The 26064-nt window shown below is 71.9% G+C and carries 18 protein-coding genes; 15 read left to right on the top strand and 3 right to left on the bottom strand.

Annotated features, from left to right (window positions below; genetic code table 11):
• Positions 1–36: 36 nt before the first annotated feature.
• From OO63_RS31950 to OO63_RS31935, 4 genes are all read left to right on the top strand, one after another.
• Positions 37–702 carry an HAD family hydrolase gene (locus tag OO63_RS31950; RefSeq protein ID WP_030359373.1) on the top strand — a complete coding sequence of 222 codons (666 nt, stop codon included), beginning with the start codon at positions 37–39 and terminating at the stop codon, positions 700–702.
• A gap of 489 nt (positions 703–1191) precedes the next feature.
• Positions 1192–1950, top strand: a complete 759-nt coding sequence (locus tag OO63_RS31945; RefSeq protein WP_030359372.1) for a GAF and ANTAR domain-containing protein — start codon at positions 1192–1194, stop codon at positions 1948–1950.
• A gap of 69 nt (positions 1951–2019) precedes the next feature.
• Complete coding sequence (locus OO63_RS31940; protein ID WP_030359371.1) at positions 2020–2712, top strand: GAF and ANTAR domain-containing protein; 693 nt, start codon at positions 2020–2022, stop codon at positions 2710–2712.
• A 290-nt stretch (positions 2713–3002) separates the two neighbouring features.
• Complete coding sequence (locus tag OO63_RS31935; protein ID WP_030359370.1) at positions 3003–5015, top strand: alkyl/aryl-sulfatase; 2013 nt, start codon at positions 3003–3005, stop codon at positions 5013–5015.
• Positions 5016–5136: 121 nt separating this feature from the next.
• Here the strand turns inward: OO63_RS31935 and OO63_RS31930 are convergent, their stop codons facing one another.
• Complete coding sequence (locus tag OO63_RS31930) at positions 5137–6249, bottom strand: GNAT family N-acetyltransferase (protein WP_030359369.1); 1113 nt, start codon at positions 6247–6249, stop codon at positions 5137–5139.
• A 517-nt stretch (positions 6250–6766) separates the two neighbouring features.
• Between OO63_RS31930 and OO63_RS31925 the strand changes: the two genes are divergently transcribed.
• The 6 genes from OO63_RS31925 (at position 6767) to OO63_RS31900 (ending at position 16809) form a co-directional block, all read left to right on the top strand.
• Positions 6767–8716 carry a transglycosylase domain-containing protein gene (locus OO63_RS31925; RefSeq protein ID WP_051811378.1) on the top strand — a complete coding sequence of 650 codons (1950 nt, stop codon included), beginning with the start codon at positions 6767–6769 and terminating at the stop codon, positions 8714–8716.
• A gap of 54 nt (positions 8717–8770) precedes the next feature.
• Positions 8771–9691, top strand: a complete 921-nt coding sequence (locus OO63_RS31920; protein WP_051811377.1) for a MerR family transcriptional regulator — start codon at positions 8771–8773, stop codon at positions 9689–9691.
• A gap of 121 nt (positions 9692–9812) precedes the next feature.
• Complete coding sequence (locus OO63_RS31915) at positions 9813–12107, top strand: tetratricopeptide repeat protein (RefSeq protein ID WP_078619490.1); 2295 nt, start codon at positions 9813–9815, stop codon at positions 12105–12107.
• A gap of 346 nt (positions 12108–12453) precedes the next feature.
• Positions 12454–13560 carry a hypothetical protein gene (locus OO63_RS31910; RefSeq protein ID WP_051811376.1) on the top strand — a complete coding sequence of 369 codons (1107 nt, stop codon included), beginning with the start codon at positions 12454–12456 and terminating at the stop codon, positions 13558–13560.
• Entirely contained in the window at positions 13557–14906 is a 1350-nt protein-coding gene (locus OO63_RS31905) for an alpha-glucoside ABC transporter substrate-binding protein (RefSeq protein ID WP_030359364.1), read from the top strand. Before OO63_RS31910 ends, OO63_RS31905 begins: the two co-directional genes overlap by 4 nt.
• Positions 14907–15144: 238 nt before the next feature.
• Positions 15145–16809, top strand: coding sequence for a hypothetical protein (locus OO63_RS31900; RefSeq protein WP_087887646.1), 1665 nt, complete (start codon positions 15145–15147; stop codon positions 16807–16809).
• Between the two features lie 137 nt (positions 16810–16946).
• Here OO63_RS31900 and OO63_RS47095 read toward each other — a convergent pair whose 3' ends face one another.
• Positions 16947–19634, bottom strand: a complete 2688-nt coding sequence (locus OO63_RS47095; RefSeq protein ID WP_234311225.1) for a D-alanyl-D-alanine carboxypeptidase — start codon at positions 19632–19634, stop codon at positions 16947–16949.
• Positions 19635–19803: 169 nt separating this feature from the next.
• Here OO63_RS47095 and OO63_RS31890 point away from each other — a divergent pair, with 169 nt between their 5' ends.
• The 3 genes from OO63_RS31890 to OO63_RS31880 all read left to right on the top strand — a co-directional run bounded on the left by OO63_RS31890 (position 19804) and on the right by OO63_RS31880 (position 22212).
• Positions 19804–20574 carry a GOLPH3/VPS74 family protein gene (locus tag OO63_RS31890; RefSeq protein ID WP_030359361.1) on the top strand — a complete coding sequence of 257 codons (771 nt, stop codon included), beginning with the start codon at positions 19804–19806 and terminating at the stop codon, positions 20572–20574.
• A 307-nt stretch (positions 20575–20881) separates the two neighbouring features.
• Positions 20882–21739 (top strand): helix-turn-helix domain-containing protein, encoded by an 858-nt coding sequence (locus OO63_RS31885; RefSeq protein WP_030359360.1) that lies wholly within the window; start codon positions 20882–20884, stop codon positions 21737–21739.
• A 263-nt stretch (positions 21740–22002) separates the two neighbouring features.
• A complete protein-coding gene (locus OO63_RS31880) occupies positions 22003–22212 on the top strand; it encodes a DUF397 domain-containing protein (protein ID WP_030359359.1) in 210 nt (69 codons plus the stop codon).
• Between the two features lie 127 nt (positions 22213–22339).
• Here OO63_RS31880 and OO63_RS31875 read toward each other — a convergent pair whose 3' ends face one another.
• A complete protein-coding gene (locus OO63_RS31875; RefSeq protein WP_030359358.1) occupies positions 22340–23179 on the bottom strand; it encodes a hypothetical protein in 840 nt (279 codons plus the stop codon).
• A gap of 88 nt (positions 23180–23267) precedes the next feature.
• On the opposite strand from OO63_RS31875, the gene OO63_RS31870 reads away from it, so the two are divergent.
• Positions 23268–24053, top strand: a complete 786-nt coding sequence (locus OO63_RS31870; RefSeq protein ID WP_030359357.1) for an SDR family oxidoreductase — start codon at positions 23268–23270, stop codon at positions 24051–24053.
• A gap of 267 nt (positions 24054–24320) precedes the next feature.
• Positions 24321–25880 (top strand): sodium:solute symporter family protein, encoded by a 1560-nt coding sequence (locus OO63_RS31865; protein WP_030359356.1) that lies wholly within the window; start codon positions 24321–24323, stop codon positions 25878–25880.
• Positions 25881–26064: the final 184 nt, after the last annotated feature.

The following is a 26064-nucleotide window of genomic DNA, read 5'->3' as shown; positions in this document are numbered from 1 at the left end:
GTGGGGACACGGGAATCCACCGGGAGAGGGGACGCCGTGCCGGAGCTGGTGTTGTGGGACGTCGACCATACGCTGATGGCGACGCGAGGCCTCGGGCGTGAACTATGGGCGCAGGCCTGGCTCAAGACCACCGGAGTCGAGCTGAGAGAGCAGGCCTCCGTCACCGGTTCGACAGAGCGCGTCATCCTGCGGGAGACCACGCGTCTGCATGATCTCCCCTACAGCGAGGCGCTGTTCGAGTCGTTCGCCGCAGCTCTCGGTGGGGTGCATGCCCAACGGGCAGGTGAACTGCGCGAGCACGGCCACGCGTTGCCCGGCGCTGCCGCATCCCTCGCCCGCCTCGCGGAGCAGGGGGTACGGCAGACCGTGGTGACGGGAAACGTCCGCGCGGCCGCAGAGGTCAAGCTGGCCGTCTTCGGCCTCGACACATACCTACGTCTCGAAGACGGGGCGTATGGCGAAGACGGGGAGACACGACCAGAGTTGCTGCGTGCGGCCCTGGCCCGTTCCTTCGTTCGGCCTGAGGACGTGGTGTTCCTGGGGGACACAGCCGCCGACGTCGAGGGCGGGCGGGATGCCGGCGTCCGGACGATCGCTGTTGCTACAGGGCGCACCACGGCGGCCGAACTGCGCGACTCTGGCGCCGACGCCGTGCTGGAAAACCTGGCGGACACAGAAGGGGTGCTCGCTGTCATCGGGTGACGGGCCGTGGTCCGGTGGCGTGGCTCTGGCCTCGTGAACCGGTTCTGACCCACTTGTTGTGGAGCATCCACTGGCTGTGACAGCTCTCGTTCACTGGGTTCGCGGTAGACCTCACGGAACTGAGCTGCGGTGATATTGGGTGGGCCGCGGTGCGAGCCTTGTGCCGGAGCGCGGAGGAAGGCTCGCACCGATATGTCTGGTTCGTTGGTGACTGATCCCCACCCTTGCCCCTCACCGTGGTTGTCACGCCGCCCGAGAGGGTGGGAGGGCTTTCGGCTTGTGGGGCACCCATGGCGTGGACCCCGCCGGAAGGCAGCCGAAGCAGCGAGCCCACGGGCGCGCAAGCGTGTCGTCACTTTCCGGAGGACGGAGTGACGAGCCCGTTCCGGTCCCGGCTCGGGGGGCGCGAGAATGCCGTCAGGGCACGCGCGGTGACTCACCGTCGGCGAGCACGGGCGTTGCGTGATCGGATTCGGCGAGGTGATGGACATGGCGCAGCCGGAGCGGGACGAGCGGCTCGCGCGGGCCTTCCTGGAGTTGGCTGACACCCTGGTGGACGGCTTTCACCTGATCGACTTCCTGCATGTCCTGACCGACCACGTGGTCGATCTGCTGGACGTGACGGCGGCCGGAGTGGTCATGGTCGACGCTCAGGGCCGCCTCGTGGACGTCACCGCTTCCACGGCCGGCGCGCACCAACTGGAAGAGGCTCAGCTGGAGTTCGACGAGGGGCCGTGCCGGGACTGCTGCTACGAGCACGAGGCCGTCGGCCCGTTGGACCTGGCCGACCGTGCGGTCCGTGACCGCTGGCCGCGTTTCGCCGAGGCGGCCCGTGCGGCCGGTTTCGCCGCCGTGGCCGCGCTTCCGCTGCGCCTGCGTGACGAGGTCATCGGCGCGCTGAACCTCTTCCACACCCACCCCGGCGCGCTGCGGCCGGCCGACCTGCGCCTGGGGCAGGCCCTCGCCGACGCGGCGACCATCGGCATCCTGCACCAGCGCCTCGCCGGCGACCAGGCGGAGCGGGTCGGGCAGTTGCAGACCGCGCTCAACAGCCGGATCGCGATCGATCAGGCCAAGGGCTACCTCGGCGCCTGCCTGGACATCTCCCCCGATGCCGCCTTCACCCGGCTGCGCGGCCACGCCCGCGCCCACCGGATGTCACTGACCCGACTGTGCGAACAAGTCGTCGAGGGCACCGCGGACACGAAGTTGTTCACCGCGCCTCTCGACGCGGCCCATGACGACTGACCCCTCGGCGACCCGGCGCCGCGGCCCGCGCCACGGCGTCCGCCGTACCCCAGCGAAGGAGGCCCCGCGGTGCCCGCAGCCGCTTTCGACCTCACCGCGCTCCTGGCCGCGGCCGCCCAGAGCGCCCAAGGGCTCGCGGCCCTCCCGCCCGCCAAGTGCGCGACGGCACTGGCTCTGGACGGCCTGGCCGTCTCCCTGATCGACCGGTCCGGCCTCGAACTGGTCTGGTACGACCCCGCCGACAAGGCCGGCATCGCCCTGGAGGACCTGCAGTACACCCTGGGCGAGGGCCCCAGCTGCGACGCCGCCCGCACCGGCAGGCCCGTCGTCGTACCCGACCTGCACGTCGTGCCGGACGAGCGCTGGCCCGCCCTGTTGCCCGCCGCCCGCAACCACCCCGTGCGCGCCGTCTTCGCCCTGCCCCTGCAGTTGGGCGTCATCCGGCTCGGCGTGCTCACCGGCCGCCGCACCACCCCCGGCCCTCTCACGCGCGCCCAGATGACCAGCGCCCTCGCCCTCGCCGAGGCCGCCACCCTCATCCTCCTCACCCCCAGCGGCGTCCACGACATCGGCGGCGGCATCCCCCTGCACCGCTCCCTGATCCACCAGGCGGCCGGCGCCCTCATGTTCCGCCTCGACATCCCCATCGACGAGGCCCTGGCCCGGATCCGCGCCTACGCCTTCACGCACGACCGCGCCATCCTCGACGTCGCCGACGACGTCGTCCACCGTCACTCCCACCTGGACGGCACACCGCCCTGACCCCGGGGCAAGGGTTCCATCTGAGACCGGCCGCGGGGCCCGGCACAGGGCGGCGGCGACGGCATCAGGCCGGTCGCCCGGCCCCACGCGCGAGCGCCGTGCCGGGGGCCGCTGTGCGGCAAGGGGCGCGCGGGGAGGCAAGGGTTTCCTCCCGGCCAACCTGCCCCAGGGCCGGAAGCCCACCCTGACACGGCGCAGTGGCGTGCTTACGGTGAGTCCGCGTCCTCGTACGGGGCACCCCCCACAGTCGGAGCAGGAACGGAGCAGGACCGTAGGAAGGGAAGAGTTCGTTGACTGGTTCAGCCGACCGTACGTCCAAGCCCGCCACCGCCCTGACCAGGGATCTGAACGCGGCAGTCACCGTCCCGCAGCCGGACCAGGACGCCGAGGCGGCGCTCGCCGCGAAGGGGCTGCTCGCCGCCCTGCCCCCGGACTTCACCGTGGACAAGGCGAGCGGTGACCAGCGCGGCGTCCCCGCGTGGAGCCTCGCCCCGTACACGTTCCTGACCGGAGACGCGCCCGACACGGTCAACCCCAGCCTGTGGCGCAACGCGCTCCTGAACATGAACACCGGCCTGTTCGAGGTGGTCGCGAACGCCGTCTACCAGGTCCGCGGGATGGACCTGTCCAACATCTCGTTCCTGGAGGACCCCACCGGTGTCTCCCAGGAGATCGTGGTGGTGGACCCGCTGATCAGCGAGGAGTGCGCACAGGCGGCGCTGAAGCTCTACCGCGAGCACCGCGGCCAGGAGCGGACCATCCGCGCGGTGATCTTCACGCACTCCCACATCGACCACTACGGCGGTGTCCTCGGCCTCTTCGAGGACCGGACGGTGCCGCAGGGAGTGGACATCGTCGCTCCGGAGGGCTTCCTGGAGCACTCGGTGAGCGAGAACGTCTACGCCGGGAACCCGATGCAGCGCCGGGCGCTGTTCATGTACGGGTCCCTGCTTGACCGCTCCCCGCAGGGGCAGGTCGACGCCGGGCTCGGCAAGACCAACTCCAACGGTCTGTCCGGCCTGGTGACCCCGACGTTCGACGTCACGTCCGAGGTCGCGAGGCCGCGGAACATCGTCCCCTTCGGTCCTGTGAACATCGAGTTCCAGCTCACCCCGGGCACCGAGGCCCCGGCCGAGCTGAACTTCTACCTCCCCGACATCCGCACCCTGTGCATGGCCGAGAACGCGACGCCGACCCTGCACAACCTCTACAGCCTGCGCGGCGCCCAGGTCCGGGACGCCAAGGCCTGGTCGGAGTACCTCCGCCAGTCCGTCGCGTGGTTCGGCGACCGCTCCGACACGCTGTTCGCGAGCCACTTCTGGCCCCGCTGGAACACCGAGGAGACGCCCGACGCGATCGTCTCCTTCCTCACCAGCCAGGCCGACCTGTACCGCTACCTCCACGACCAGTCCCTGCGCCTGGCCAACCACGGCCAGACCATGACCGAGATCGCCGAGGTCCTCGACGCCCAGGTGCCCGAGATCCTGGCCGAACAGTGGTTCAACCGCGGCTACTACGGCACCGTGAACCACGACACCAAGGCCGTCTACCAGCGCTATCTCGGCTGGTACGACGGCAACGCGGCGCATCTGCACACCCTGCCCCCGGAGCAGTCGGGGCCCCGGTACGTCGAGGCCATGGGCGGCGCCGCGAAGGTCGTGGAGCTGGCCCGGCAGGCGTACGACAACGCCAAGAGCGCCGAGGACTACCGGTGGGCCGCCGAGCTCCTGAGCCACGCCGTCTTCGCCGACCCCACCGACCACGACGCCCGCGACCTGGAGGCCGACGTCCTGGAGCAGCTCGGCTACCAGGCCGAGAGCGGGCCCTGGCGGAACTTCTACCTCGCCGCCGCCCACGAACTGCGCAACCGGCCCGCGCACGGCTCGGGCGAGCACCTGCCCTCCCCGCAGATCATCACCGAGCCCGTCCTGGCCGCGATGCCGCTGAAGATGCTCTTCGACTACCTCGGCATCCGCCTCAACGGCCCCAACGCCGCCGCGAGCCCGCTGCACATCGGCTTCACCATCACCGGCGGACTGCCGCAGGACCCCAGCAGGTGCACCGTCCGGATCCGCAACGGCGTCCTCGTCTACACGCCCACGAGTGCCGACGCGGACACGCCCGACGCCACGTACACCCTGACCCGCACCGGCCTCAACAACCTCACCATCAGCGCCAAGGACCCCGCCACGCTCCTGGCCGACGGCGACCTGACCGTCACCTCCGGGACCATCGACCCCCTCAACACCCTCTACTCGACGCTGGACACCTTCGACTACTGGTTCGGCCTCACCACTCCCTGACCCGCCCCCGCGCACCGGGCCGTGCGGCAGGGGACACCGTCGTCCTGGGGACAAGGGCGTGCGGCCACCGGCCCGTCGGGGCGGTGGCCGCACGCGTGGGCCGCGGGTCGCGGGCAGGGCCTCAGCGGTGCCCGGGCGCCCTCGACCGCCCCGACGTCCGGATCGCCCCCGCCGTCTTCAGGAGCCGGTCCGCCGATGTGCGCAGCCGCGGGTGGGCGAGCACCGTATTGCGCAGGCCGCGGACGGGCCTGCGCCACAGGCGGTGGGCGACGGCGACCGGGTGCGGGCGGGTCACGAAGCCCTCGCAGACGCGTAGTTCACGGGTCTTGAGCCAGTCCTTGTACTCCTTGTCGCCGCGCCCGAAGTCCATGAGCCTGACGCCCTGGCGGCCCGCCGCCTCGGCCATCCTGAGGTGCATGATCAGCCCGGGCGAGTAGTAGCGCAGCTCCGGGTCGTACGCCGTGAACCAGGCCGCGAACACCGTGCTCGACCTCGGCCCGAAGTGCGCCGCGACCGGCCGGTCCCCGGCGTAGACGACGGAGAGCACACCGGTGAAGTGCTCGTGCCTGACCTGGAAGAGGTGGTTGACCAGGTCCACTATCCACGGCTTCGCGAACCGGTCCATCCGGGCCGTCCTGCGGTACTGCGCCGACTTCCAGTCCATGAGCTGCCGCAGCACCCTCGGGTCGCGCTCGTCGAAGACGAACCGCATCTCGCCGAGGTCGCGGCTGAGGCGGCGCTCCTTCTTGAGGGTCGTCTTCGCGAGGCCGGGGTAGGAGGACCGCAGCCAGCGCGCGTAGTCGCCGCCGTCGGCGTCCCCGTTCCCGAGGTCCACCACCGGCGACGCGAACGTCCCTGTGACGTACTCGCCGAACGGTTTCTGCTCCTCGACGAGATGGTCGAACTCGAAGACGGAGAGGCCGCAGGCCCGCAGGAGTTCCTGGGGGTCCCAGGTGATCCCGGGGCGGTGCACCAGGCCCTGGCAGTCGGAGAGGCCGAGGCCCACCGCGCGCCCGACGCCGAAGGGGCCCCGTTCGTAGGGGAAGAAGCCGACGGGCTCCCCGCCCTCGTGCATGATCGCTACCCGTGCCCCGCCCCGGCAGTGGCCCACCCCGGCGGCGAACTCCGGTGCCAGGAACGGGTTGGCGTATTCGGGCGACTCCTCCATCGCCCGGTACCAGGCCCCGCGGAGCGACGGACTCAGCTCCTCGGGCCTGTGATTCGTTATGTCCACCTCAGGTCAACCGCCCTTCCACAGGCTCCGCGAGGGACATCCCGGTCGCAGTGCGGGCCCGTAGGGTGGGTAAGACGCGTGGATCGACATCGCTGCGTCGCATGGGCGACTGCTCCCCCCAGTTCCCCCAGACGCGCCTCGTGCGCGTCGTTTCATGTCATGTCATGTCGTGTGGTGTGGTGTGGTGTGGTGTTTCGGTCGCGCCTTTCCTCTGTGCCCTGCCGGATAGCCGGAGGCACACGCCGAGTACCCCCGCGCGGCCCGGCACACCTCATAGAGTGCCGCTCGCTGCCGGGCGACGAGGCGGAAGTTTCGTTCTGTTGGTGCCTGGGGCGTACGGTCGGGGGGTTGTCGTCACGCCCAGGCCACAGCGGCGGGCGCGTGCGCGCCCGGGCCTGCCGTACGCACCTCCTGACCTGTCCAAATGCCCCCAAGTCACCATGCCTTGCCCCACTGTTACGTGCCGCTGACACCTTTGCGCACAACCCCCGTTCCCCGAGGGGCACTCTCTTGGATCATGGGGACACACGCGCAACGCGTACGCGCGCACGCCAGGAAGATCACGACCCGGACGCGGCGTCGGCGGCGGCGGCTCATCGACTACCCACGGCAAGGACGCCGGGGCGCACGGCGCTGGTTGCCGTCGTGGCGGCAGTGGCTCGGGACCTTCCTGCTCGGCACCTGCGGGCTCGCGGGGCTCTTCACGTACGTGTACGTCACCGTGGACATACCGGACGAGAACGCCGCGGCCAGCCGTGAGGCCAACGTGTACTACTGGGCCGACGGCACGCAGATGGTCAGCACCGGGGACGTCAACCGGCAGAACGTGGAGCTCGACGACGTCCCGGAGTCCGTGCGGGACGCCGTCATCGCGGCGGAGAACGCGAGCTTCTACACCGACTCCGGGGTGTCCCCGATGGGCCTCGGGCGGGCCGTGGTGAACATGGTCAAGGGGCAGGAGACGCAGGGCGGTTCCACCATCACGCAGCAGTACGTGAAGAACACCTACCTGTCCCAGGACCAGACGATGACGCGCAAGGTCCGGGAGTTCGTCATCTCGCTGAAGGTGGACCAGCGCAAGACCAAGGACGAGATCCTCCAGGGGTATCTGAACAGCAGCTGGTTCGGGCGCGGCGCCTACGGCATCGAGGCCGCCGCGCACGCGTACTACGGAGTGCCCGCTCGGCAGCTGAACGCCAGCCAGGGCGCCGTCCTCGCCGCCCTCCTCAAGGGCGCCGAGATGTACGACCCCTCCGGCGGCGCCGCCAACCACCGCCGGGCGAAGGCCCGCTGGGCCTGGATCCTGGACCGGCAGGTCGCCGTCGGCCGGATGAGCGCCGAGGAGCGCGCCCGGTACAAGAAGTTCCCCGAGCCGCAGAAGGAGTCCCGCTCGACCAGCCTCAGCGGGCACTACGGCCAGACCGGCTACCTCGTCGACATCGCCAACAAATACCTGAAGCAGCGCACCGGCCTCACCGACAAGGACCTCGCCCTCGGCGGCTACAAGATCCACACCACCTTCGACAAGCGCCGCGTGCACCAGCTCGCCCGCACCGCCCGGCGCGCGCTCGACGGCCTCGACCCGAAGAAGCGCCCGCAGGACAAGGGCGTCCAGATCGGCGCGGCCTCCGTGCGCACCCAGGACGGCGCGCTCCTCGCGGCCTACGGCGGCGCCGACGCCACCCGCCACTTCAGCAACAACGCCGACACCTCCGGCGTCCCCGCGGGCTCCGCCTTCAAGCCGTTCGTGCTCGCCGCCGCCCTCCAGGACGGGCTGCGCGCCGACAGCAAGGGTCCGGGCGGGCTGACTCCGGGCGAGGCCCTGGTCGAGGGCGGCAACGCCACGTACCAGAAGCTCGGCGAGGAGACCGGCATGGGGCGGGTGCGGGAGGTCGCCGTGGACGCGGGGATGCTGGAGTCGAGCATGGCGCGGCCCGACGACTCGTATCCGCTCGGCACATCCACGCCGAGCGCGGTGCGGCTCGCGAGCGCGTACGGCACGTTCGCGCGCGGCGGCCTCCAGCACGACCCGTACTCCGTGACGTCGGTGACCAGGGACGGCGACGCCGAGGGGGACGGCGAGGAGCGCGAGCAGATCGAGGGCCTCGAACCGCCGCGCACCCGGCGCGCCCTGGACTCGCGCGTCGCCACCCAGGTCGACACCGTGCTCCGGGACGTCGCCAGGGACAGCCTCGGCAAGGCCTCCGGCATCGACGGGGCGCCCGTCGCGGCGGGCCGCACCAACGACAAGGACCGGCTGAAGTCCGCGTGGTTCGCCGGGTACACGCCCAAGGTGTCCACGGCCGTGACCCTGTTCCGGCTGCGCCCGCGCGATCCGCTCCTCCAGCCGCTGTCCGACGTCGGCGGGCGCGGGTCGCGGCACGGCAACGCCCTCACCGAGCGGATCTGGCGCGACTCCCTGCTCGGCGTTGACCTTGCCCCTGGGTCAGGGTCCAAGGTCGGGTGACCGGAGGCAGCCGCCTTCGGTGACCGGTGACCGCCGGTCACGGAGAATGACCACGTGGACGTACCCGGCAGAGAGCACGCACTCGACAGCGAACCGGCACTCGGCGGGGGGCCGGAGCCCGGCAGGGAGCCCGGCCTCCTCAAGCTCGGCGCCTTCGCCGCCCGCACCCGTCTGTCCGCCAAGGCCCTGCGCCTGTACGACCGCCAGGGCCTGCTGCCCCCGGCGTACGTGGACGAGGCGACCGGCTACCGCTACTACCGGACCGACCAGGTCGAGCGGGCCCGCACCGTCGCGCTCCTGCGCCGCCTCGACATGCCGCTCGCGGACATCGGGGCGCTGCTGGGGCTCGACGACGCGGCCGCCGCGACGGCGCTCGGGGCGTACTGGGCCGGTGTCGAGGAGCGGATCGCCGCCCAGCGCACCCTCGTGGACTACCTCCGTGGCCGGCTGTCGGGAAGGAGCCCCACCATGTACGGCACGTTCGAGATCCGCACCGCCGACGTCCCCGAGGCCTTCGTCCTCTGCGAGCGGCGCCATGTGTTCACCCACGAGCTGTCCACCTGGATCGACGCCTCGCTCGGGCGCCTGGAGCAGGTCGCCGACGAGCTCTGCGGCGGCGTCACCGCCTCGCCGTTCGTCATCTACCACGCCGAGGTCACCGAGGACAGCGACGGCCCCGCCGAGGCCTGCGTACCCGTCGCCGACCCCGAGGCGGCCCGCGCCTGGGCGAAGGCGCAGGGGCGGCAGCGGGACGTGCGGGCCCGCGTCGAGCCCGCCCGGCGCCTCGCCTACGCCCGCATCGCCAAGGCGCAGGTGGCCTATCCGCAGATCATCGGCGCGTACGACGCCGTCGAGGAGTGGATCGCGCGGGAGGGACTGAGCCAGGCGGGCCCGTGCCGCGAGGTGTACTTCACGGACTGGGACGCGGCGGGGCCCGGAGACGACGTGTGCGATGTGGCGTACCCGGTGACGTGAGGGGCGGCGTGAGGGAGACCGCTTGGACCTGATGATCAGTCACATGCGTTACGGACTCCCGTACTTCACTTGATGTCGCGCGGGCGCCAACGTCCCCCTGCCGCACCTATTCTGGTGAGACATGGAGGGGGACGGGACCGATACCCGACCCAACTCGACGCGGACCGGGTCGGGTTGGGGCGGCGAGTCGCGCCCCGAGTCGTCCCTGCCGCCCCTGTTCGTCGCCGGGCCGCCGCCGCGCGCCGCCCGCGTGGAGCTGCCCCCGGAGAGCCCCGACCCGACCGTCCTGCCCGAGATCACCCTGCTTGACCGGGCGGTCTCGCGCGGCGACGACCCGGACGCGCTCGACGGCCTGCCGCTGCCGCCGGACCGGCTGCTCGCCCGGCAGTACCGGGTGGTGCGGCCGCTCGGGTACGGCGGCATGGGCGAGGTGTATCTGGCGCTCGACACGAAGGTCGGCGGGCGCGAGGTCGCCATCAAGATCCTGCGCCCGGACAACGCCGGTCGCGAGTGCGGCGCCCCGCAGCCCGCCCCCGACTCCCCCGACCACCCCCTGGCGCGCGAGCGGCAGGAGCTGGTCGAGCTCAACCACGAGGACATCATCCGGGTCTTCAACTACGGGCACCATCCGGACGTGGGCGACTTCCTCGTCCTGCAGTACGTGGACGGGCCGACCCTCGAAGAGGTGCGGGCCCGCGCGCAGCTGTACCCGGAGGAGTTCGGCGGCTCCCGCTTCTACGAGTTCGTGCTCGCGTACGGGGTGCGGTTCCTGGCGGGGCTCGGGTATCTGCACGCGCCCGAACGCGGCAAGGTGTACGGGGACCTGAAGCCGTCGAACGTCATGCACGACGGGTCCGCCGTCAAGTTCGTCGACGTCGGCAGCGTGCGGCGGGCCGGGGCGCCGGGCCTGACCTCCACGGACTACCGCGCGCCGACCGTCGGCCCGTGCGGCGAGTCCACCGGCGCCGACGACCTGTACAGCCTCGGCGAGACGCTGCGCCACCTGTGCGGGCTCGGCGACCTGGACGACCTCGCCGGGCTCCCGCCGCTGCCCCGCCCGGAAGGACCGCCCGAGCCGCCGGGCCCCCCGCAGGACCGGGCCACCCAGCTGATGACGGTGCCCCTGCCGCCCGACGGCCTCGGCCTCGGCCTGCTCTCCCTCGCCCGCGCGCTGCGCCGGGCCACCCGCCCGGACCGCGCCGACCGGTTCGCCACGGCCCGCGAGATGGACGAGCAACTGCGGGGCGTCTTCCGGGAGTTGCGCTCCCTGCGCCTCGGCGTGGAGACCTTCGAGCCGTCGCCGCTGTTCCTCCAGTCGGCGTTCGCGCTCGACGGCGGCCTCGGCGTGCCGCCACCGCTGTCGCGGTGGGTGGGCCCGCACCCCGCACCCGCCCGCTACGAAGCCCCACGCCCCGGCGACCTCGCCAAGGAGTTGCCCGTCCCCCGCCCCGATCCCGACGACGCCCGCCACGCCGAGCTGAGCCGCCTCGGCGACGACGACCCGGCCGCGCTGCTCCAGCACACCGCGGAGTGGCCGGGCTCGCCCGAAGTGCAGTTGCTGCGCTGCCGGCTGCTGCTGCGGATCGCGCTGCGGCCGGGCGCGCAGGTGCCGCCGCGCCTGGACGACGCCGCCGTCGCCCTGGTCCGCGCCGAGCGGGCGATCGGGCCCGGCGCGGCCCCGTACGACTGGCGGCTCGCCTGGCACCGCGGGCTCCTCGCGCTCGCCGCCGACGACGTGCCGCTCGCCCGCGGGCACTTCGACCGGGTGTACGCCGCGATCCCCGGCGAGTACGCGCCCAAGCTGGCGCTCGGGCACTGCGCGGAGCGGCTCGGGCGGTGGCGGGAGGCGCTCACGTTCCACGAGGCGGTGCGGGTGCGCAATCCCTCGCTCGGCGGGGCGGCGTTCGGGGCGGCGCGGGCACGGCTCGCGCTCGGCGGGGCGCGGGCGCTCGCCTACGCGGTCGAGGCGCTGGACGCGGTGGCGCAGCACTCGCGGTACCGGACGGCGGCGCGCGTCGGGGCGGTGCGGGTGTGCGCGGACCACGCGCGGGGCGCCGAGGACCTGGCGGAGGTGGTGCGGCGCCTCGGCCGGCTCTTCTACGCGCACGGGCTCACCGACGAGCAGGCGCGGCTGCGGATGCGGGCGCAGGTGTGGGAGGTGGCGCGGGCGCTCCTGAGCGGGGGCGCGGTGTCGGCGGCGGGGCTGCGGGACGTCGCCCGCGGGGCGGACGGCCGGCTGGGCTTCCCCGTGTCCGAGCGGCAGGTCCGGGTGGATCTCTCCCGCTTCTGCGTGGGCCTGGCCCAGCAGGCGGCCCGCGACCCCGCGGGTTCCGACACCTCCCTCGCCGAACTCCTCCTGGACCGCGCCTACGCCATCCGCCCCTTCGGCCTGCGCCACCACAGGGGCACCCGATGAGGCCCCCCTCGACCGCCCCGGCAGGCCGCCCACCGCGGGGCCGGCGCCCCGCCCTCGCGGGAGCCAAGGCGCCGCGAGCGAGCGCGACCGCCCTCCGGCCGTGCTCGCCGCCCCCCTGCCGCCGTCCCCGGGGGCAGTCGTTCCGCAGGGCGGCAGGGTCCTCCCCCGCTCGGGCGGAGCCGAAGGCCCGGAGAAGGGCGGAGCCGAAAGCCCGGAGAAGGGTGGTCACGACGGCCAGGAGAAGCGTGGTCACGACGGCCCGGCACGCGCGCGGCGGCAGCACCGCCGGGGCCCGGTCCCGCCACACCGCCACCGGACCCCGCGCCCACCCCGACCGGAGGCGCCCGTGAAGCCCTCCGTCCTGTGGAAGTGGGTGTGGGCGCCCGGCGTCCGGGGCTGCCGCAACCACGCCTACCTGCGGGAGCGCCTCGTCGCGCTCCCCCTCCTCACCGCCCTCGCCTTCACCCCCTTCGCCTGGGCCCACACCACCGTCCGCGCGGACGCCGCGTACATCCAGGACCGCGCCGCCCCCGCCCTCGGCGACCTCGCGGACGCCCGCGCCTCGCTCCAGATCGCCGACGGCGAGGCCGCCGACAGCCTGCGCGCGGGCCGCGCCGTCGAGCTGAGCGGCCTCAGCGAGCGCTACCGCACCCGCACCACCCGCGCCACCCAGCGCCTGAACCAGGTGGCCCGCAGCGGCGCCCTCTCCACCTCCGAGCGCCAGGACCTCGACGTCGTCGCGGGCCTCGTCGCCGACTACGGCACCTGGACCGCCTGGGCCCAGGCCAACGCCGCCGACCGCGCCCTGCGCGAGGCCTCCCTCGCGTACGCCCGCAGCATCCTGTGCTCCACCCGCGCGGACCCCGCCACCCTCGTCTGCCGCCCCGCCACCGGCTCCACCGCCACCGCCGTCGTCGACCGCGTCACCGCCCTCGAACGCGCCCTCCAGGACCGCATCGCCGACCGCGCGGACCCCGGGGCCGACGTCCTCGCCGCGTTCGCCGTCTCCGGCGTCGCGTTCCTGCTCCTGGTCCACGGCCTGTGGCGCACCCAGGTCTTCCTGCACCACCGCTTCCGCCTCTACGTCAGCCTGCCCCTGCTCGCCGCCGCTCTGCCCCTGCTCGCGCTGCCCCTGCTCGCCGCCGACGCCGTCCTCGTACAGAAGGCCCAGCGCGCCGCCGAGTCCACCGCCCGCGCCCTGTCCACCCAGACATCCCCGCGCATCGAGTCCGCCGCCGAGACCCACCCGTTCGCCGCCCCCGACCGGTACGTCATCGCCGCGCTCGAGGACTCCGTGGACCGCGAACTGGCCGAGGGCCGCCTCGCCTTCCTCGGCCCCGCGCCCGCCTGGGTGGTCCCCGCGGGCCTGCTCAGCGCCGCCGTCACCGGCGTCACCCTGCACTCCTACCGCCGCGAGTACGTCCGCCTCACCCGCCCGGGAGCCGCCCCGTGACCCGCCGCCCCCGGCGTACCGCCCTGGCCTCCGGGCTCACCGCCCTCGCCCTCGTCGCCGCCCTCACCAGCGGCGGCTGCTCCGCCGAGAGACGCGACACCCTCGTCGTCCTCGGCCCGTGGACCGGCGCGGAGGGCATCGCGTTCGAGGCGATGCTGAAGCGGCTCGACGACGGCACCGGCAAGACGTACGCGTACCGCGGCACCCGCTCCCTGCGCGAGACCCTGGTCGCGCAGCTGGAGGCCGGTGACCCGCCGGACGTCGCCGTCCTCAACAGCCTGGGCGAGCTGACGGAGTACGCCCGCGGCAACCGCCTCGAACCCCTCGACACCCCCGGCCACCCGCCCTGGGCCCCCCGCATCGACGTCAACGGCTCCCGCCACACCTACTGGGTCCCCCTCAAGGTCGACCTGAAGAGTCTGGTCTGGAGCAAGAAGAACAAGGGGAGCAAGGGGAGCAAGGGGAGCAAGGGGAACAAGGGGAGCGAGGGGAACCCTCGGTGGTGCGTCGGGCTCGCCTCGCAGGCCACCTCCGGGTGGCCCGGCACCGACTGGATCGAGGACCTGGTCCTGCACCGGTCCGGCCCCGACGTGTACGCGCGGTGGGCGAGCGGGCGGCTGAGCTGGCGCAGTGCCGCGGTGCGGGGGGCCTGGACCGCGTGGGCGCGGCTGCTCGGCGAGCGGTCCAAGAAGTCGGTCGACCTGTCGCTGACCACCTCGTACGAGGGGACCCGGGATCCGGACGCCGAGCGGCCGCGCCCCCGGGGGCTGCTCAACTCGCCGGAGCTGGACTGCACGCATGAGCACCAGAGCGCCTTCATCCGCTATCTGTATGCGAACGCAAAGGGTAAAGGGGGCGCAAAAGAGGGTGGTGGTGGGGGTGTGCGGGTGGATCCGTCGGCCCGGTTCCTGCCCGGGCCCGCCGCCCATGACGGCGCGTACGAGGTCGCGGGTGACATGGCGGCCGCCTTCCGGGGCGGCCCGGCCGCGCGCGAGCTGGTCGAGCGGCTCTCCGGCGGTGCGGCGCGACGGCTGTGGCACGAGGAGGCCGAGCCGGAGCTGCGGCCGTTCTTCCCCGGCGCGGGCGACCCCCGGCCGACCGACCCGGGCGGCGACGAGGTCGCGGCGATCCTCACGGGCGGGGCGAAGGCGCTCTGCTTCGACGCCTCGGACGCGATGCCGCCCGCGCTGCGGGACGCCTTCCACCGCGCGGTGCTCCGCTACTTCCGCGACCCCTCGGCCGCCCGCCTCGACACCCTCCTCGGCCAGTTGGACACCGTCCGCGCGGAGACCGGCGGCGGGACCCTCGCCCCGGATCTCCTCTGCGCACCCCCCGCGCCGGGGTGAGCCGCCCCACACACCACCGGGCCGGGCCGTCCGACCAGGCCCGGAGCGACCTGCGGGAACAGACATTCGGTTGCATACTGGCGTGGACCGGGCCCCTGGGGTCGCCGTCTGCCAACCATTCCGCAGCGGTTAGCGTCTACTCCGAAGGAGTTGTCCCAGCCAGCCGAACGGACCGCCGACCGTGGCCTCTGCCGAACTGTCCACCCCGACTCTCAGCCGAGCCGACCGTGGCAGTGGCATGCCCGAACCGTGGCACGTGCGTTACCGCATGCCGCTGCTGATCACCGCGGGCGTGCTGCCGCTGTATCTGCTGTGGTGGACCGTGTTCGCGACGGGCGGCGGCGACCTCGCGGCCCAGGAGGCCTGGGCGGGCTTCGCCCGGCGCTACCCGGGCTCGGCGTACAGCCTCTTCTGGTACGGCGGCCTGCACACCGCCAACTACAGCGTCATCTCGCCGTATCTGATGGCCGCGTTCGGCGTCCGGACCGTGGCGGCGGCCTCCGGCATCGCCGCCACCTGGATGGGTGTCGCGATCATCATGCGCAGCGGCATCCGCAAGCCGCTGTGGCCCTCCGTCATCGTCGGCTTCTCGATGTGGTGCCAGGTCGTGTGCGGCCGGGCGACGTTCATGCTGGGCGTCGCGTTCGGCGTCGGCGCGGTCCTCGCGGTCACCGGTACGGCCACCCGGCGCCGGGTCGCGGGCGCCACGCTCTGCGCCGCGCTCGCGACCATGGGCAGCCCGGTCGCCGGTCTCTTCCTCGTCGTGGTGGGCGGCGCCTATCTGCTGCTGCGCGAGTGGGGCAAGGGGCTCGCCCTGATCCTGCCGCCGTTCGTCGTCGTCGGCCTGACGACATGGCTGTTCCCCTTCGAGGGCGAGCAGCCGATGGCGTTCATAAGGATCTTCCCGCCGGTGCTGCTCTGCGGGGTCGTCATCCTCGCGGCGCCGCGCTCCTGGAAGCTCCTGAAGGTGGGCGCCGCGGTGTACGCGGTGGGCGTGGTGCTGACCTGGCTGATCCCCACCCCGATCGGTACGAACGTCGAGCGCTTCGCCGAGATCGCGGCCCCGCCGATACTGCTCGCCGCCGTCCTGAACCGGAAGTTCTCCACCCTGCGCCTGCTGCGGCCCAGCGGCACGCCGCGCCACTTCTGGCACCGGACGGTGCTGATCTGCGCCGTCGTCCTGTCCCTCATCTGGGTGTCGGTGAAGACGACCTCCGACATAGTGGCGTACACGAAGGTGCCCACCTGGGCCGTCGAGACCGACGGCGTCGTCAAGGAGCTCAACCGCCTGGGCGCCGAACGCACCCGCGTCGAGGTCGTCCCGGCCCGCGACCACCGCGAGGCGGCCGTCCTCTCGCCGTACATCAACATGGCGCGCGGCTGGAACCGCCAGGCCGACGTGGAGCGCGGCCGGCTCTTCTACGAGGGCCGCCCGGTCTCCGAGGTGAAGGAGGGCGCCTTCACGTCGTCCTCGTACCGCGCCTGGCTGAACCACTGGGCCGTCGGCTTCGTGGTGCTCTACAAGGGCGACGGCAAGCCGGACGGCGCCGCCGAGCGCGAGCACGACCTGGTGACCAGCGAGCCGAGCTATCTGGACCAGGTCTGGCACGACGACAACTGGCGGATCTACCGCGTCAAGGACGCCGTCCCGCTGGTCGACAAGCCCGGCTCCGTGGTGACCGCCGACGGCGCCCACCTCACGGTCCGCATGTCCGAGCCCGGCTCGGTCACCGTCCGCGTCGCCTACTCGCCGTGGCTGTGGGCGGAGGGCGGCTGCCTCTACAAGGAGGGCGACTTCACGCGCCTGACGGTGAAGAAGCCGGGCGACGTGCGGATCGCCTCGAACTACGGCGGCCCGTCGGGGCCGCAGCCGAAGTGCGAGCCGGATCCCGACAAGGACTAGCCCGACAAGGACCAGCGCGGGACCCGCTCTTCGGGAGTACGAGAAGTCTTCCGGAGTACGAGAAGGGGGTGGGGGTGAGCCGGCCGGCTCACCCCCACCCCCTTCTCGTGCGCGTCGTGTCCCGTGCGCGTCGCGCGTCAGCTCACGCGGGTCAGCTTCGCGCCGAGGCCCGGCTCGGAGAGGTCCTTCTGCAGGGCCACCGGAACCTTGATCGCGCCGCTGGTGGTGCCGTCACCGACGAGCAGGCGGCCGACGACCGTCCCGGCCTTCGCGGAGTGCGGGGGCGTCTTGCCGCCGTCCGAGAGCTCCGCCTTGACGGTCAGGCCGGACCAGCCGACGGCGGTGACGTCCTTGGTGGCGACGACCGGCGTGGTGCCGCCGAGGCCGTCGTCGACCTCGCCGACGACCTGGCCCTTCTTCACCACGGTCTTGGCCTTGAGGGCGTCCTGCCCGGCCGCGATCAGGTCCTTGGTGACGTTGGTGACCTTGTCGATGTTGGCCACGCCCTGCGAACCGAACTGGGCGAGGGCCGCGCCGATGACCATGTGGGTCTTGCCGCCGACGCGCTTCTCCGCGGCGAAGAGGATGTTGCCGCCCGCGGCCGACGTGGTGCCGGTCTTGATGCCGATGGCGACGGTCGGGACGAGACCGAAGTAGTTGTCCTGCTTGTCGCCGTTGATGTCCTCGTAGCTGCGCTGGCCCGCGATCTCCTTGAAGGTCGGGTTCTCCATCGCGACGCGGCCGAGCTTCACCAGGTCCTCGGCGGTCGACACGGTCGTCTTGTCGAGGCCGCTGGGGTCCGTGTAGTGCGTGTTCTTCATGCCGAGTTCCTTGGCGGTCTTGTTCATCTTGGCGACGAACTTGTCCTCGGAACCCTTGCTGTCCCAGCGCGCGAGCAGCCGGGCCACGTTGTTGGCGGACGGCAGCATCACGGCCTGCAGGGCCTCGTACTGGGTGAGCTTCTGGCCCTCGGTCACCTTGACCACGGACTCGTTGGCCGGCTTGCCCTTCTCGTAGTGCCGCTGCGCCTCGGCGTCGACCTCGATGGTCTTGCCGTCGCCGCCCTTCTTGATCGGGTGGTCGCGCAGGATCAGATAGGTCGTCATCACCTTGGCGATGCTCGCGATCGGCACGGGCTTCTGCTTCCCGGACGAGCCGAAGCTGCCGATGCCGTCGACGTCCATGGCCGCCTGACCGTCCTCGGGCCACGGGATCGACGGCTTGCCTCCCTCGAAGGAGTGCGTGGTGGCGGCCGTCAGGGTCAGCTTCGGCTCCGGAAGCGGACGCAACGCCTGTGCGACTGCGAACACAATCGCGAGGAGCACGACGAGCGGCGTCCAGATCTTGACCCGGCGCACGATGGTGCGGGTCGGGGTCTCCGGGGGCGGCGGCGTGTTCGTCAGCTCGGCGAGCAGGTCGAGCGGCGGCAGCGGGGGCAGGGGCTGCTGGCTGGTGCGGCCTCCGGGCGGGGGCGCCTGGACCGGGGTGCCCGCGCCCTGCTGGGCCCGCGCGGGTGCGCCCGCCGGGGCCGAGGGCTGCGCGGCGGCCTGTCCGGGCAGGGCCTTGCCCTCCTGGCCGGGCTTCGTACCCGGCTTCGTGCCCGGAGCGGGCTGCGCCTTCGGCTCGGGCTTCACGCGGGGCTCGTCGAGCGGCTTGAGCGCGACGAACTTGCTGGTGCGCTCAGACTCAGACTCAGCTGCCTCAGCTGCGGCGGCCGTGGGCTTCGCGGCGTCGTCGGGCTTCGGCTTGCGCTCGGCGGGTACGTCGCCGAGCTTCAGCATCGTCGTCGGCTGGTCCACGCCCGCGGAGGCGGGGCGGACGGCCTTGAAGACGGCGGTGGCCTGGTCGAGCGGGCCGCTGGGGGCGTCGGGGTTGTCGTCGTCGGCCTTGGGCTTGGCGTCGTCGACCTTGGGCTTGGCGTCGGTCTTCGGCTTGGCGTCGTCGGCCTTGGGCTTCTCGTCGGACTTCGGCTTCTCGGCGGACTTCGGCTCGGTGCCGGGCTTCGCGGTGAGCGTCAGGGTGGCGTCGGACTTCGCCGGAGCCTTCGGCGCGGGCTCGGCCTTGGCGGCGGGCTCGGCGTCGGTGTGGGCCTTGGCGGCGGGCTCCGGGTCGGCGTCGGAGTCCGCATCCGTGGCGCTCTCGGGCTCGGCGTCGGCCTTCGGCCCGGCGTCGGACTTGCCGTTCACGCCCGGCCGTACGGTCGTGAACACCGCGGTGGCCCGGTCGACCCGGGGGTCTTCCGGCTCGGCGTCGGCGGAGTCGTCGGCCCCGGCCTCGGCACCCGCGGACTTCCCGCCCTCGCCCTGCGCACCGTCGTCGTCCTTGGCGCCGTCCGCCCGTGTCTCGGGCCGCGCAGCCGTGAACACGGCCGTGGCCATGTCGACCGCGGACCCCGCCTGCTCGGCGTCGTCGCCCTCGGCGTCGTCGTCCGCACCCCCGGCCACGCCCGAGGAGGAACCTTCCGGCTCACCCGAGGAGGAACCTTCCCCCGCAGCCGCACCGGAACCCTCGGCCGCCTCATCCGCCCCGGCCGCGGAGCCGGACGCGGACGCCGCACCGGACCCGGACCCAGCACCGGCCCCGGAGTCGGACTCACCCTCCTCGGATCCCGCGACCCACGCGGCAACCGCGGCGCGCAGTCGTGCGTCTCCCTTGGCGTCGCCCGGCGTGGCGCCGGCCGAGGAACCGGAGGCGGAACCGGACGCCGACGAGGCGTCGTCCGCACCGTCCGAGGCGCCCCCGCCAGAAACCGTCTTAGACCCGTCGGGGAACTCGCCCGCCACCGATGCCTCCTCGTGCTTGCCGTACTCGCCACGCCCAACCATGGCCCGGACCCGCTGTCCGAACCATGTACCAGTGTCCTGTGTGAGGGCTTAACCCCCGTGGTAGACGAGAACGACATACCTACTGGTTCCCGTACGTACCGCCCACGCACTCTCGACAGACCAATGTGAGAGGGGTCACCCTGTCATTCATCCACGCGGGGAGGCATGGATGGGCAGGAGCCGCAGAACAATTCCGGAGGAGCTTCTGCTGCTCGCTCTGGACCCGGCCACGGGTACCACAGCGCAGCCGCAGTCGCTCGACCTGGGTCTGGCCGGCGCACAGCTAGTAGAGCTGGCACTGGCCGGACGGATAGCCCCTGACGGGGATCGTATCGCCGTGGTGATGCCACGGCCGACCGGAGATCCGACTCTGGACTCCGCACTGGAACTGCTGCGCAGGCGCGGCAGCCCGGTCCGGGCCGTCCACTGGATCGGCGGGCCTCGCCTGGGGCTTCGCCAGACCTACCTTTCGCATCTGGAGCGGTGCGGCATGGTGCATGCCGTGGCGGGTCAGATGTGCGGGGTACTGCCGACGACTCGCTATCAAGCGACGGACACGGCGATCAGCCGGGAAATCAGGTCCCGACTGGATTCGGCGATCCGCACCGGCGTCCCGCCGGACCCGCGGACCGCGGCGCTCGCCGCACTGGCCCACGCGGTCGGACTCGGCAAGCACCTGTATCCGGGCAACGAGGGACGCTCGTCCCGCTCCCGGCTGCGCGATCTGATCAGGCACGACCCGATGGGCGGCCTCGTGGCGCACGCCGTGATGGACGTCCAGAACGGTGTGGCGGCGCAACCGCGCCGCAGCCCCGCGACCGCGGGGCAGGGCGGCGGGCGGCAGCCCGCGCAGACGGCGCGGACCGCACCGGACCCCGGCAGGGTTCCGATGCAGCCACGCCGGGGTGCGGGAGCCATGGCCCGCGCCGTGGCCCACTGAACCGGCCACACCCGCAGCACACGCGTCATCCGCGCCACCGCACCGCAGTCCCCCAGACCCGGTTCGGGAGCCGCTGAGCCGCGCGGGCGGGGCACCGGGCGTCCACGAAGGATGCCGGTGCGCCGTCCGCGCGGCCGCAACCGCCTCATGGGGCACGCCTGTTGGGCCGACGCACTCGGCGCACGCCGCGCCGGCACCCCCACACACCGCTGTTCTGCTGTTTCCCAGCGCCGAGTTGACCCGTGGTGGCACTCTGCATGGCAGCAGACACGCAAAGTAGAGGCATAGTGCCGGAGGTGCACGTCCCGTGGCGTCCAACGTCAATCCCACTGTCAGGCGACGCCGGCTCGGTCAGGAGCTGCGTCGGCTGCGCGAGCTGAAAGGCATGACAGCCGAAGAGGTGGCGGAGCGGCTGCTGGTCTCGCAGTCGAAGATCAGTCGCCTGGAGAACGGCCGCCGTTCGATCAGCCAGCGCGACGTCCGCGACCTCTGCGGGGTGTACGAGGTCGAGGACCACCGGATCGTCGACTCGCTCATGCAGATGGCCAAGGACTCCCGCCAGCAGGGCTGGTGGCATTCGTTCGGCGACATCCCGTACAGCGTCTACATCGGTCTGGAGACGGACGCGGCGTCCCTGCGCGTCTACGATCCGCAGGTCGTCCCCGGCCTGCTCCAGACCCGGCCGTACGCGGAGGCGCTGATCACCGGCGCGCTGCCGGAGACCACGCCGACGGACATCGAGAAACGGGTGCAGGTCAGGATGCGCCGCCAGGAGCGGATCGCGGCGCCGGAGAATCCGCTGCGCCTGTGGACCGTCCTGGACGAGTCCGCGCTGCGCCGCGTCGTCGGCACCCGCGCGCTGATGCGCGAGCAGTTGGAGTACCTGGTGGAGCAGTCCCAGCTGCCGCACGTCACGGTGCAGGTGATTCCGTTCGACATGGGCGCGCATCCGGGTCTGAACGGTCAGTACGCGATTCTCGAGTTCCCGGACGCCTCGGATTCCAGCGTGGTGTACATCGAGGGTGTCACGAGCGATCTGTATCTGGAAAAGGCGAATGACGTGCAGCAGTACAGCGTCATGTACGAGCATTTGCGGGCACAGGCGCTGAATGTGGAGCAATCCCGTCAGCTGATCGCGGACATCGCCAAGGAGTACGCCCGCTGAGGCCCTCCGGGGCTCGGCAGGCCGGTGCGGGAAACCCGGCGGCGGCGCGCTGAACCACGCCCTGTCGGCAAAAATGCCGCACAGTACACCTTCGCCAGGGCGCGACGGAAGACCCCTCTGGAATATGCCATCCGGTTGAGTGAACGACCCATCCGCCGGTCGATGTTGGCGAGTAGCGTCATTCACGCCAACAGCAAGAACGTTGGCGTATACCGCTCTCAGGCGGTTACAGCAATTCACCAACTGCGCAAAACGGAGCAAACATGGCAATCCAGCAAGGTGCCTCGCACGCTTGGACCAAGTCTTCCTACTCCACCGGCAACGGCGCCTGCGTCGAGGTCAAGTCCCCCGTGACGCACGCGATCTCCGTGCGGGACTCCAAGGTCACCGACGGCGCGGTCATCGCCTTCCCCGCCGACTCCTGGAACGTCTTCGTGGCCCAGGTCCGCGACGGGAACTACGACCGCGGGTGATACGTGCCACCGACGCGACCACAACCGCATAGCACCACCGCATGAGCCCTCTCGACTGGTCCGCCGTCCTGGCCGAGGGGGCTCGGCCTTTGCCCCGCCACCCCGGCCCCGCCGCCCTGGCGAACCGCTAGCGCAGCTGGTCCACGTACCGGTCCGTCCCCGGCACGGTCGGGATGAACGGCGCCACCAGCTCCACCCGCCCGAGCCCCGCATCGGCGACCTCGTCGACGGCCCCGGCGAACCGCTCGGCCCAGCACGCGCGCGGATCGTCCTCCAGGAACCACAGCAGGGTCAGCCGGGTGTCGACCCCCTCGACCTGCTTCACGTACGTCATCCGGTCGCCCGGCAGCGGTGTCGGCCGGAAGACCGTCACCAGGGCGGCGGGTGAGCCCGCGAGGGCGCGCGGGAGCCTGCGGGCGAGCAGCCACTCCAGGAGCTCCGGCCGCCGCTCGGGGCTCTCGGCGTCGATGACTTCGAGGACGAGCCCTTGGTAGGGGTGGTCGAGGGCGTGGAAGTCGCGGGGCCCGGCGGCGCCGTCCCGGTAGACGGTGGCCTCGTGGTCCTGGAAGGCCGTGAAGACGTGGGTGCGGGCCTGGTGGACGCGGCCGTCGCGGTTGAGGCGCTTGTTGATGCCGACGGTCCACTTCATGTGGTGGTCGTAGCGGCCCTCGGTGATCCAGTACGTGGAGAGGTAGCAGCCGGCCGTCACGGGCTGCGCGACCGCCGACTTCTCGGGCAGGCGCAGGAGTTGCAGCTCGCGGGTCGCCACCCAGCGCCGTCCCGCGTACATCCACGGCATCGCCATCGCGCCCGCGTAGTAGTGGTCGTCCTCGTACCAGCGGTTGTAGGCGTACTCCTGGCCCGGGTGCGGCTCGACCATCGTGATCAGCGCATGGCCCGGGCGCACCCCGTAGGGCCCGACGGCGGCCAGCTCTCCGTACGCCTCGGCGCGGGTGTCCTCAGTCACCGGCTCTCCCCTTCCTTCCTCCGTTGGACGCCCATACTCTGACGCCCCGTCAGGAAAACTGCCAGAGTCCGGAGTCCGGAGGTTCCTCATGTCATTGCTCGACGGCAGGACCGTGATCGTCTCGGGGGTCGGCGCGGGGCTCGGCCACGAGGTCGCCGCCGCCGTGGTGCGCGACGGCGGCAACGCGGTGCTCGGCGCGCGCACGAAGGACAACCTCGCCCGGTCCGCCGCCGAGATCGACGCGGACGGCGAGCACGTCGCGTACCTGCCGACGGACATCACCGACGAGGGCCAGTGCGCGGCGCTTGCCGCCCTGGCCGTGGAGCGGTTCGGGCGGATCGACGCGCTGGTGCAGGTCGCCGCCTGGGACAGCTACTTCGGCGGCCTTCAGGACGCGGACTTCGCCGCCTGGGAGGGCATCCTGGACGTGAACCTCCTCGGCTCGCTGCGGATGACCCGGGCCTGCCTGCCGCACCTCAAGGAGCGCGGCGGCTCGGTCGTCCTGATCGGCACGCAGTCGTCGGTGGCCGCGCCCTCGCAGGTGCGGCAGGCGGCGTACGCGGCGTCGAAGGGCGCGCTCGTCTCGGCGATGTACTCCCTCGCGCGCGAGCTCGGCCCGCACCGGATCCGGGTGAACACCGTCCAGCCGGGCTGGATGTGGGGGCCGCCGGTGGAGGCGTACGTGAAGTTCACCGCGCACACCGAGGGCGTTCCGGAGGCGGAGGTGAAGCGGCGGCTCACCGAGCGGATGGCGCTGCCGGAGCTGGCCACCGACGGGGACGTCGCGGACGCCTGCGTGTTCCTCGCCTCCGACCGGGCGCGGGCCATCACCGGCCAGTCGCTGCTGGTGAACGCGGGCGAGCTGATGCGCTGAGGCCCGGCTCCCGAGCACGCCCCCGAGGGGTGGCCGACAGGTACCCCTTCGGGGGCTTTTGCCGCCCCCCTCTAATCACGTATATGAACCAAGGTCGTCAACTCGAACGATTTTACTCCCTCTTGACCATGCGGGCGGTTGTCCACGCCCTCTCGCCGAACCGACTATGAGCGGGCACTTCGCGGCCGTTCAGGCGCCGCCACAAGGAAGTGGGCGCCGTTTCAGCGGAGTTGACCGAGTTCACAAGTCGGACCCCTGGGAGGGGCAATGAACGGTCTCGACTGGGCCGTGCTCATCGCGTATTTCGGCGTGATGGTCGCGATCGGCGTCTGGTCCCACAAACGCGTGGACAACGTCAGTGACTTCTTCACGGCCGGCGGCAAGATGCCGTGGTGGCTGTCCGGCATCTCGCACCACATGTCCGGCTACAGCGCGGTGATGTTCACGGGCTACGCGGGCATCGCCTACACCTACGGCGTCACGTCCTTCATCACCTGGTCGTTCCCGATCGCCCTCGGCATCGCCATCGGCGCCAAGCTCTTCGCGCCACGCATCAACCGCCTCCGCTCACGCCTGCACGTCGCCTCGCCCCTCGAATACCTGAAGAACCGCTACAACCTGAAGACCCAGCAGGCCCTCGCCTGGTCCGGAATGCTCCTGAAGATCGTGGACGTCGGCGCGAAGTGGGCCGCGATCGCGACCCTCCTCTCCGTCTTCACCGGCGTCTCCCTCAACCAGGGCATCCTCATCACCGGCGTGATCACCGCGATCTACTGCACCATCGGCGGGCTGTGGGCGGACGCCCTCACCGAGCTGGGGCAGTTCATCATCCAGCTGCTCGCCGGTGTCGCGATGTTCGTGGCGGTGGTCGCGAAGCTCGGCCCTTACGGCGGGTTCTTCGGCGTCTGGGACGAGCCCGAGCTGGACGGCCACGCGAAACCGCTGGTCGGCCCCTACGGCACCGTCTTCCTCCTGGCCTTCCTCTTCATCAAGCTCTTCGAGTACAACGGTGGCATGCTCAACCAGGCCCAGCGCTACATGGCCACGGCCAACGCCCGCGAGGCCACCCGTTCCGCGCGGCTCTCCGCCGTCCTCTGGCTCGTCTGGCCCCTGGTCCTCTTCTTCCCCATGTGGATGTCGCCGCTCCTCGTCGACGCGAAGAAGCCCGACGGCTCCGACTCCTACGCCCTGATGACGGAGCAACTGCTCCCCCACGGACTCCTCGGCCTCGTCATCGTCGGCTTCTTCTCCCACACCATGGCCATGTGCTCCTCCGACGCCAACGCCATCGCGGCCGTCTTCACCCGCGATGTCGCGCCCGTCCTCTCCAAGCGGGCCCGCGCCTGGACCGATCACGCCGGGCTCATCGCCGCCCGGCTCACCACCGTCGTCTTCCTCGCCCTGTCCATGGCCGTGGCCACGCAGGTCAACTCGCCCGCCTTCAAGGACATCATCACCGTCGTCATCAAGTGGGTCGCCGGGCTCATGGGCCCCATCGCCATCCCGATGATGCTCGGCCTGCTCCGCCCGTTCCGCCGCTCCGGGCCCACGGCCGCGCTCACCAGCTGGGCGCTCGGGCTGCTCACCTTCTGGCTGGTCAACTACCCCATCCACTGGAACGTCGACGGCGGCGTGCCCCTCCAGTACCAGGTCTCCATCCCCCTGGCCGTCTCCCTGATCCTCTACATCGCCATCGGCTACTTCAAGCCCGAGGACACCCCCGAGCGGGACGCACTGATCGAACGCATCAACACGGACGACGACGACTCGGCCTCTGCGGTTCTCCCCACGCAGGCGGAGCCCGCGGCCCCCAAGACGGTCACCTGACCCTGGACCGGGTCGGGCCTGCAACCCAAAACCCCCACCGCTACCGCGGCGGGGGTCTCTCCCACCCACCCACCCGTCACTCCCGTCCCAGCCGCACCGCCGGGCCCCGGACACCACACAGCCGCCCCACGGACGCACACCACCGAACGCCGCAGCCGCCAACGGCGAACGGCCCCCACGGGCG

Origin of the sequence: Streptomyces alboflavus (assembly GCF_000716675.1) — a bacterium.
Taxonomy (GTDB): domain Bacteria; phylum Actinomycetota; class Actinomycetes; order Streptomycetales; family Streptomycetaceae; genus Streptomyces; species Streptomyces alboflavus.
This window is presented reverse-complemented; position numbering and strand designations above follow the sequence as displayed.

Bases quoted from the DNA above. Each gene is read 5' to 3' on its own strand.
- OO63_RS31945 (WP_030359372.1), top strand. From the start codon at position 1,192: ATGGCGCAGCCGGAGCGGGACGAGCGGCTCGCGCGGGCCTTCCTGGAG.
- OO63_RS31925 (WP_051811378.1), top strand. From the start codon at position 6,767: ATGGGGACACACGCGCAACGCGTACGCGCGCACGCCAGGAAGATCACG.
- OO63_RS31915 (WP_078619490.1), top strand. From the start codon at position 9,813: ATGGAGGGGGACGGGACCGATACCCGACCCAACTCGACGCGGACCGGG.
- OO63_RS31900 (WP_087887646.1), top strand. From the start codon at position 15,145: ATGCCCGAACCGTGGCACGTGCGTTACCGCATGCCGCTGCTGATCACC.
- OO63_RS47095 (WP_234311225.1), bottom strand. From the start codon at position 19,634: ATGGTTGGGCGTGGCGAGTACGGCAAGCACGAGGAGGCATCGGTGGCG.
- OO63_RS31890 (WP_030359361.1), top strand. From the start codon at position 19,804: ATGGGCAGGAGCCGCAGAACAATTCCGGAGGAGCTTCTGCTGCTCGCT.
- OO63_RS31880 (WP_030359359.1), top strand. From the start codon at position 22,003: ATGGCAATCCAGCAAGGTGCCTCGCACGCTTGGACCAAGTCTTCCTAC.
- OO63_RS31870 (WP_030359357.1), top strand. From the start codon at position 23,268: ATGTCATTGCTCGACGGCAGGACCGTGATCGTCTCGGGGGTCGGCGCG.
- OO63_RS31865 (WP_030359356.1), top strand. From the start codon at position 24,321: ATGAACGGTCTCGACTGGGCCGTGCTCATCGCGTATTTCGGCGTGATG.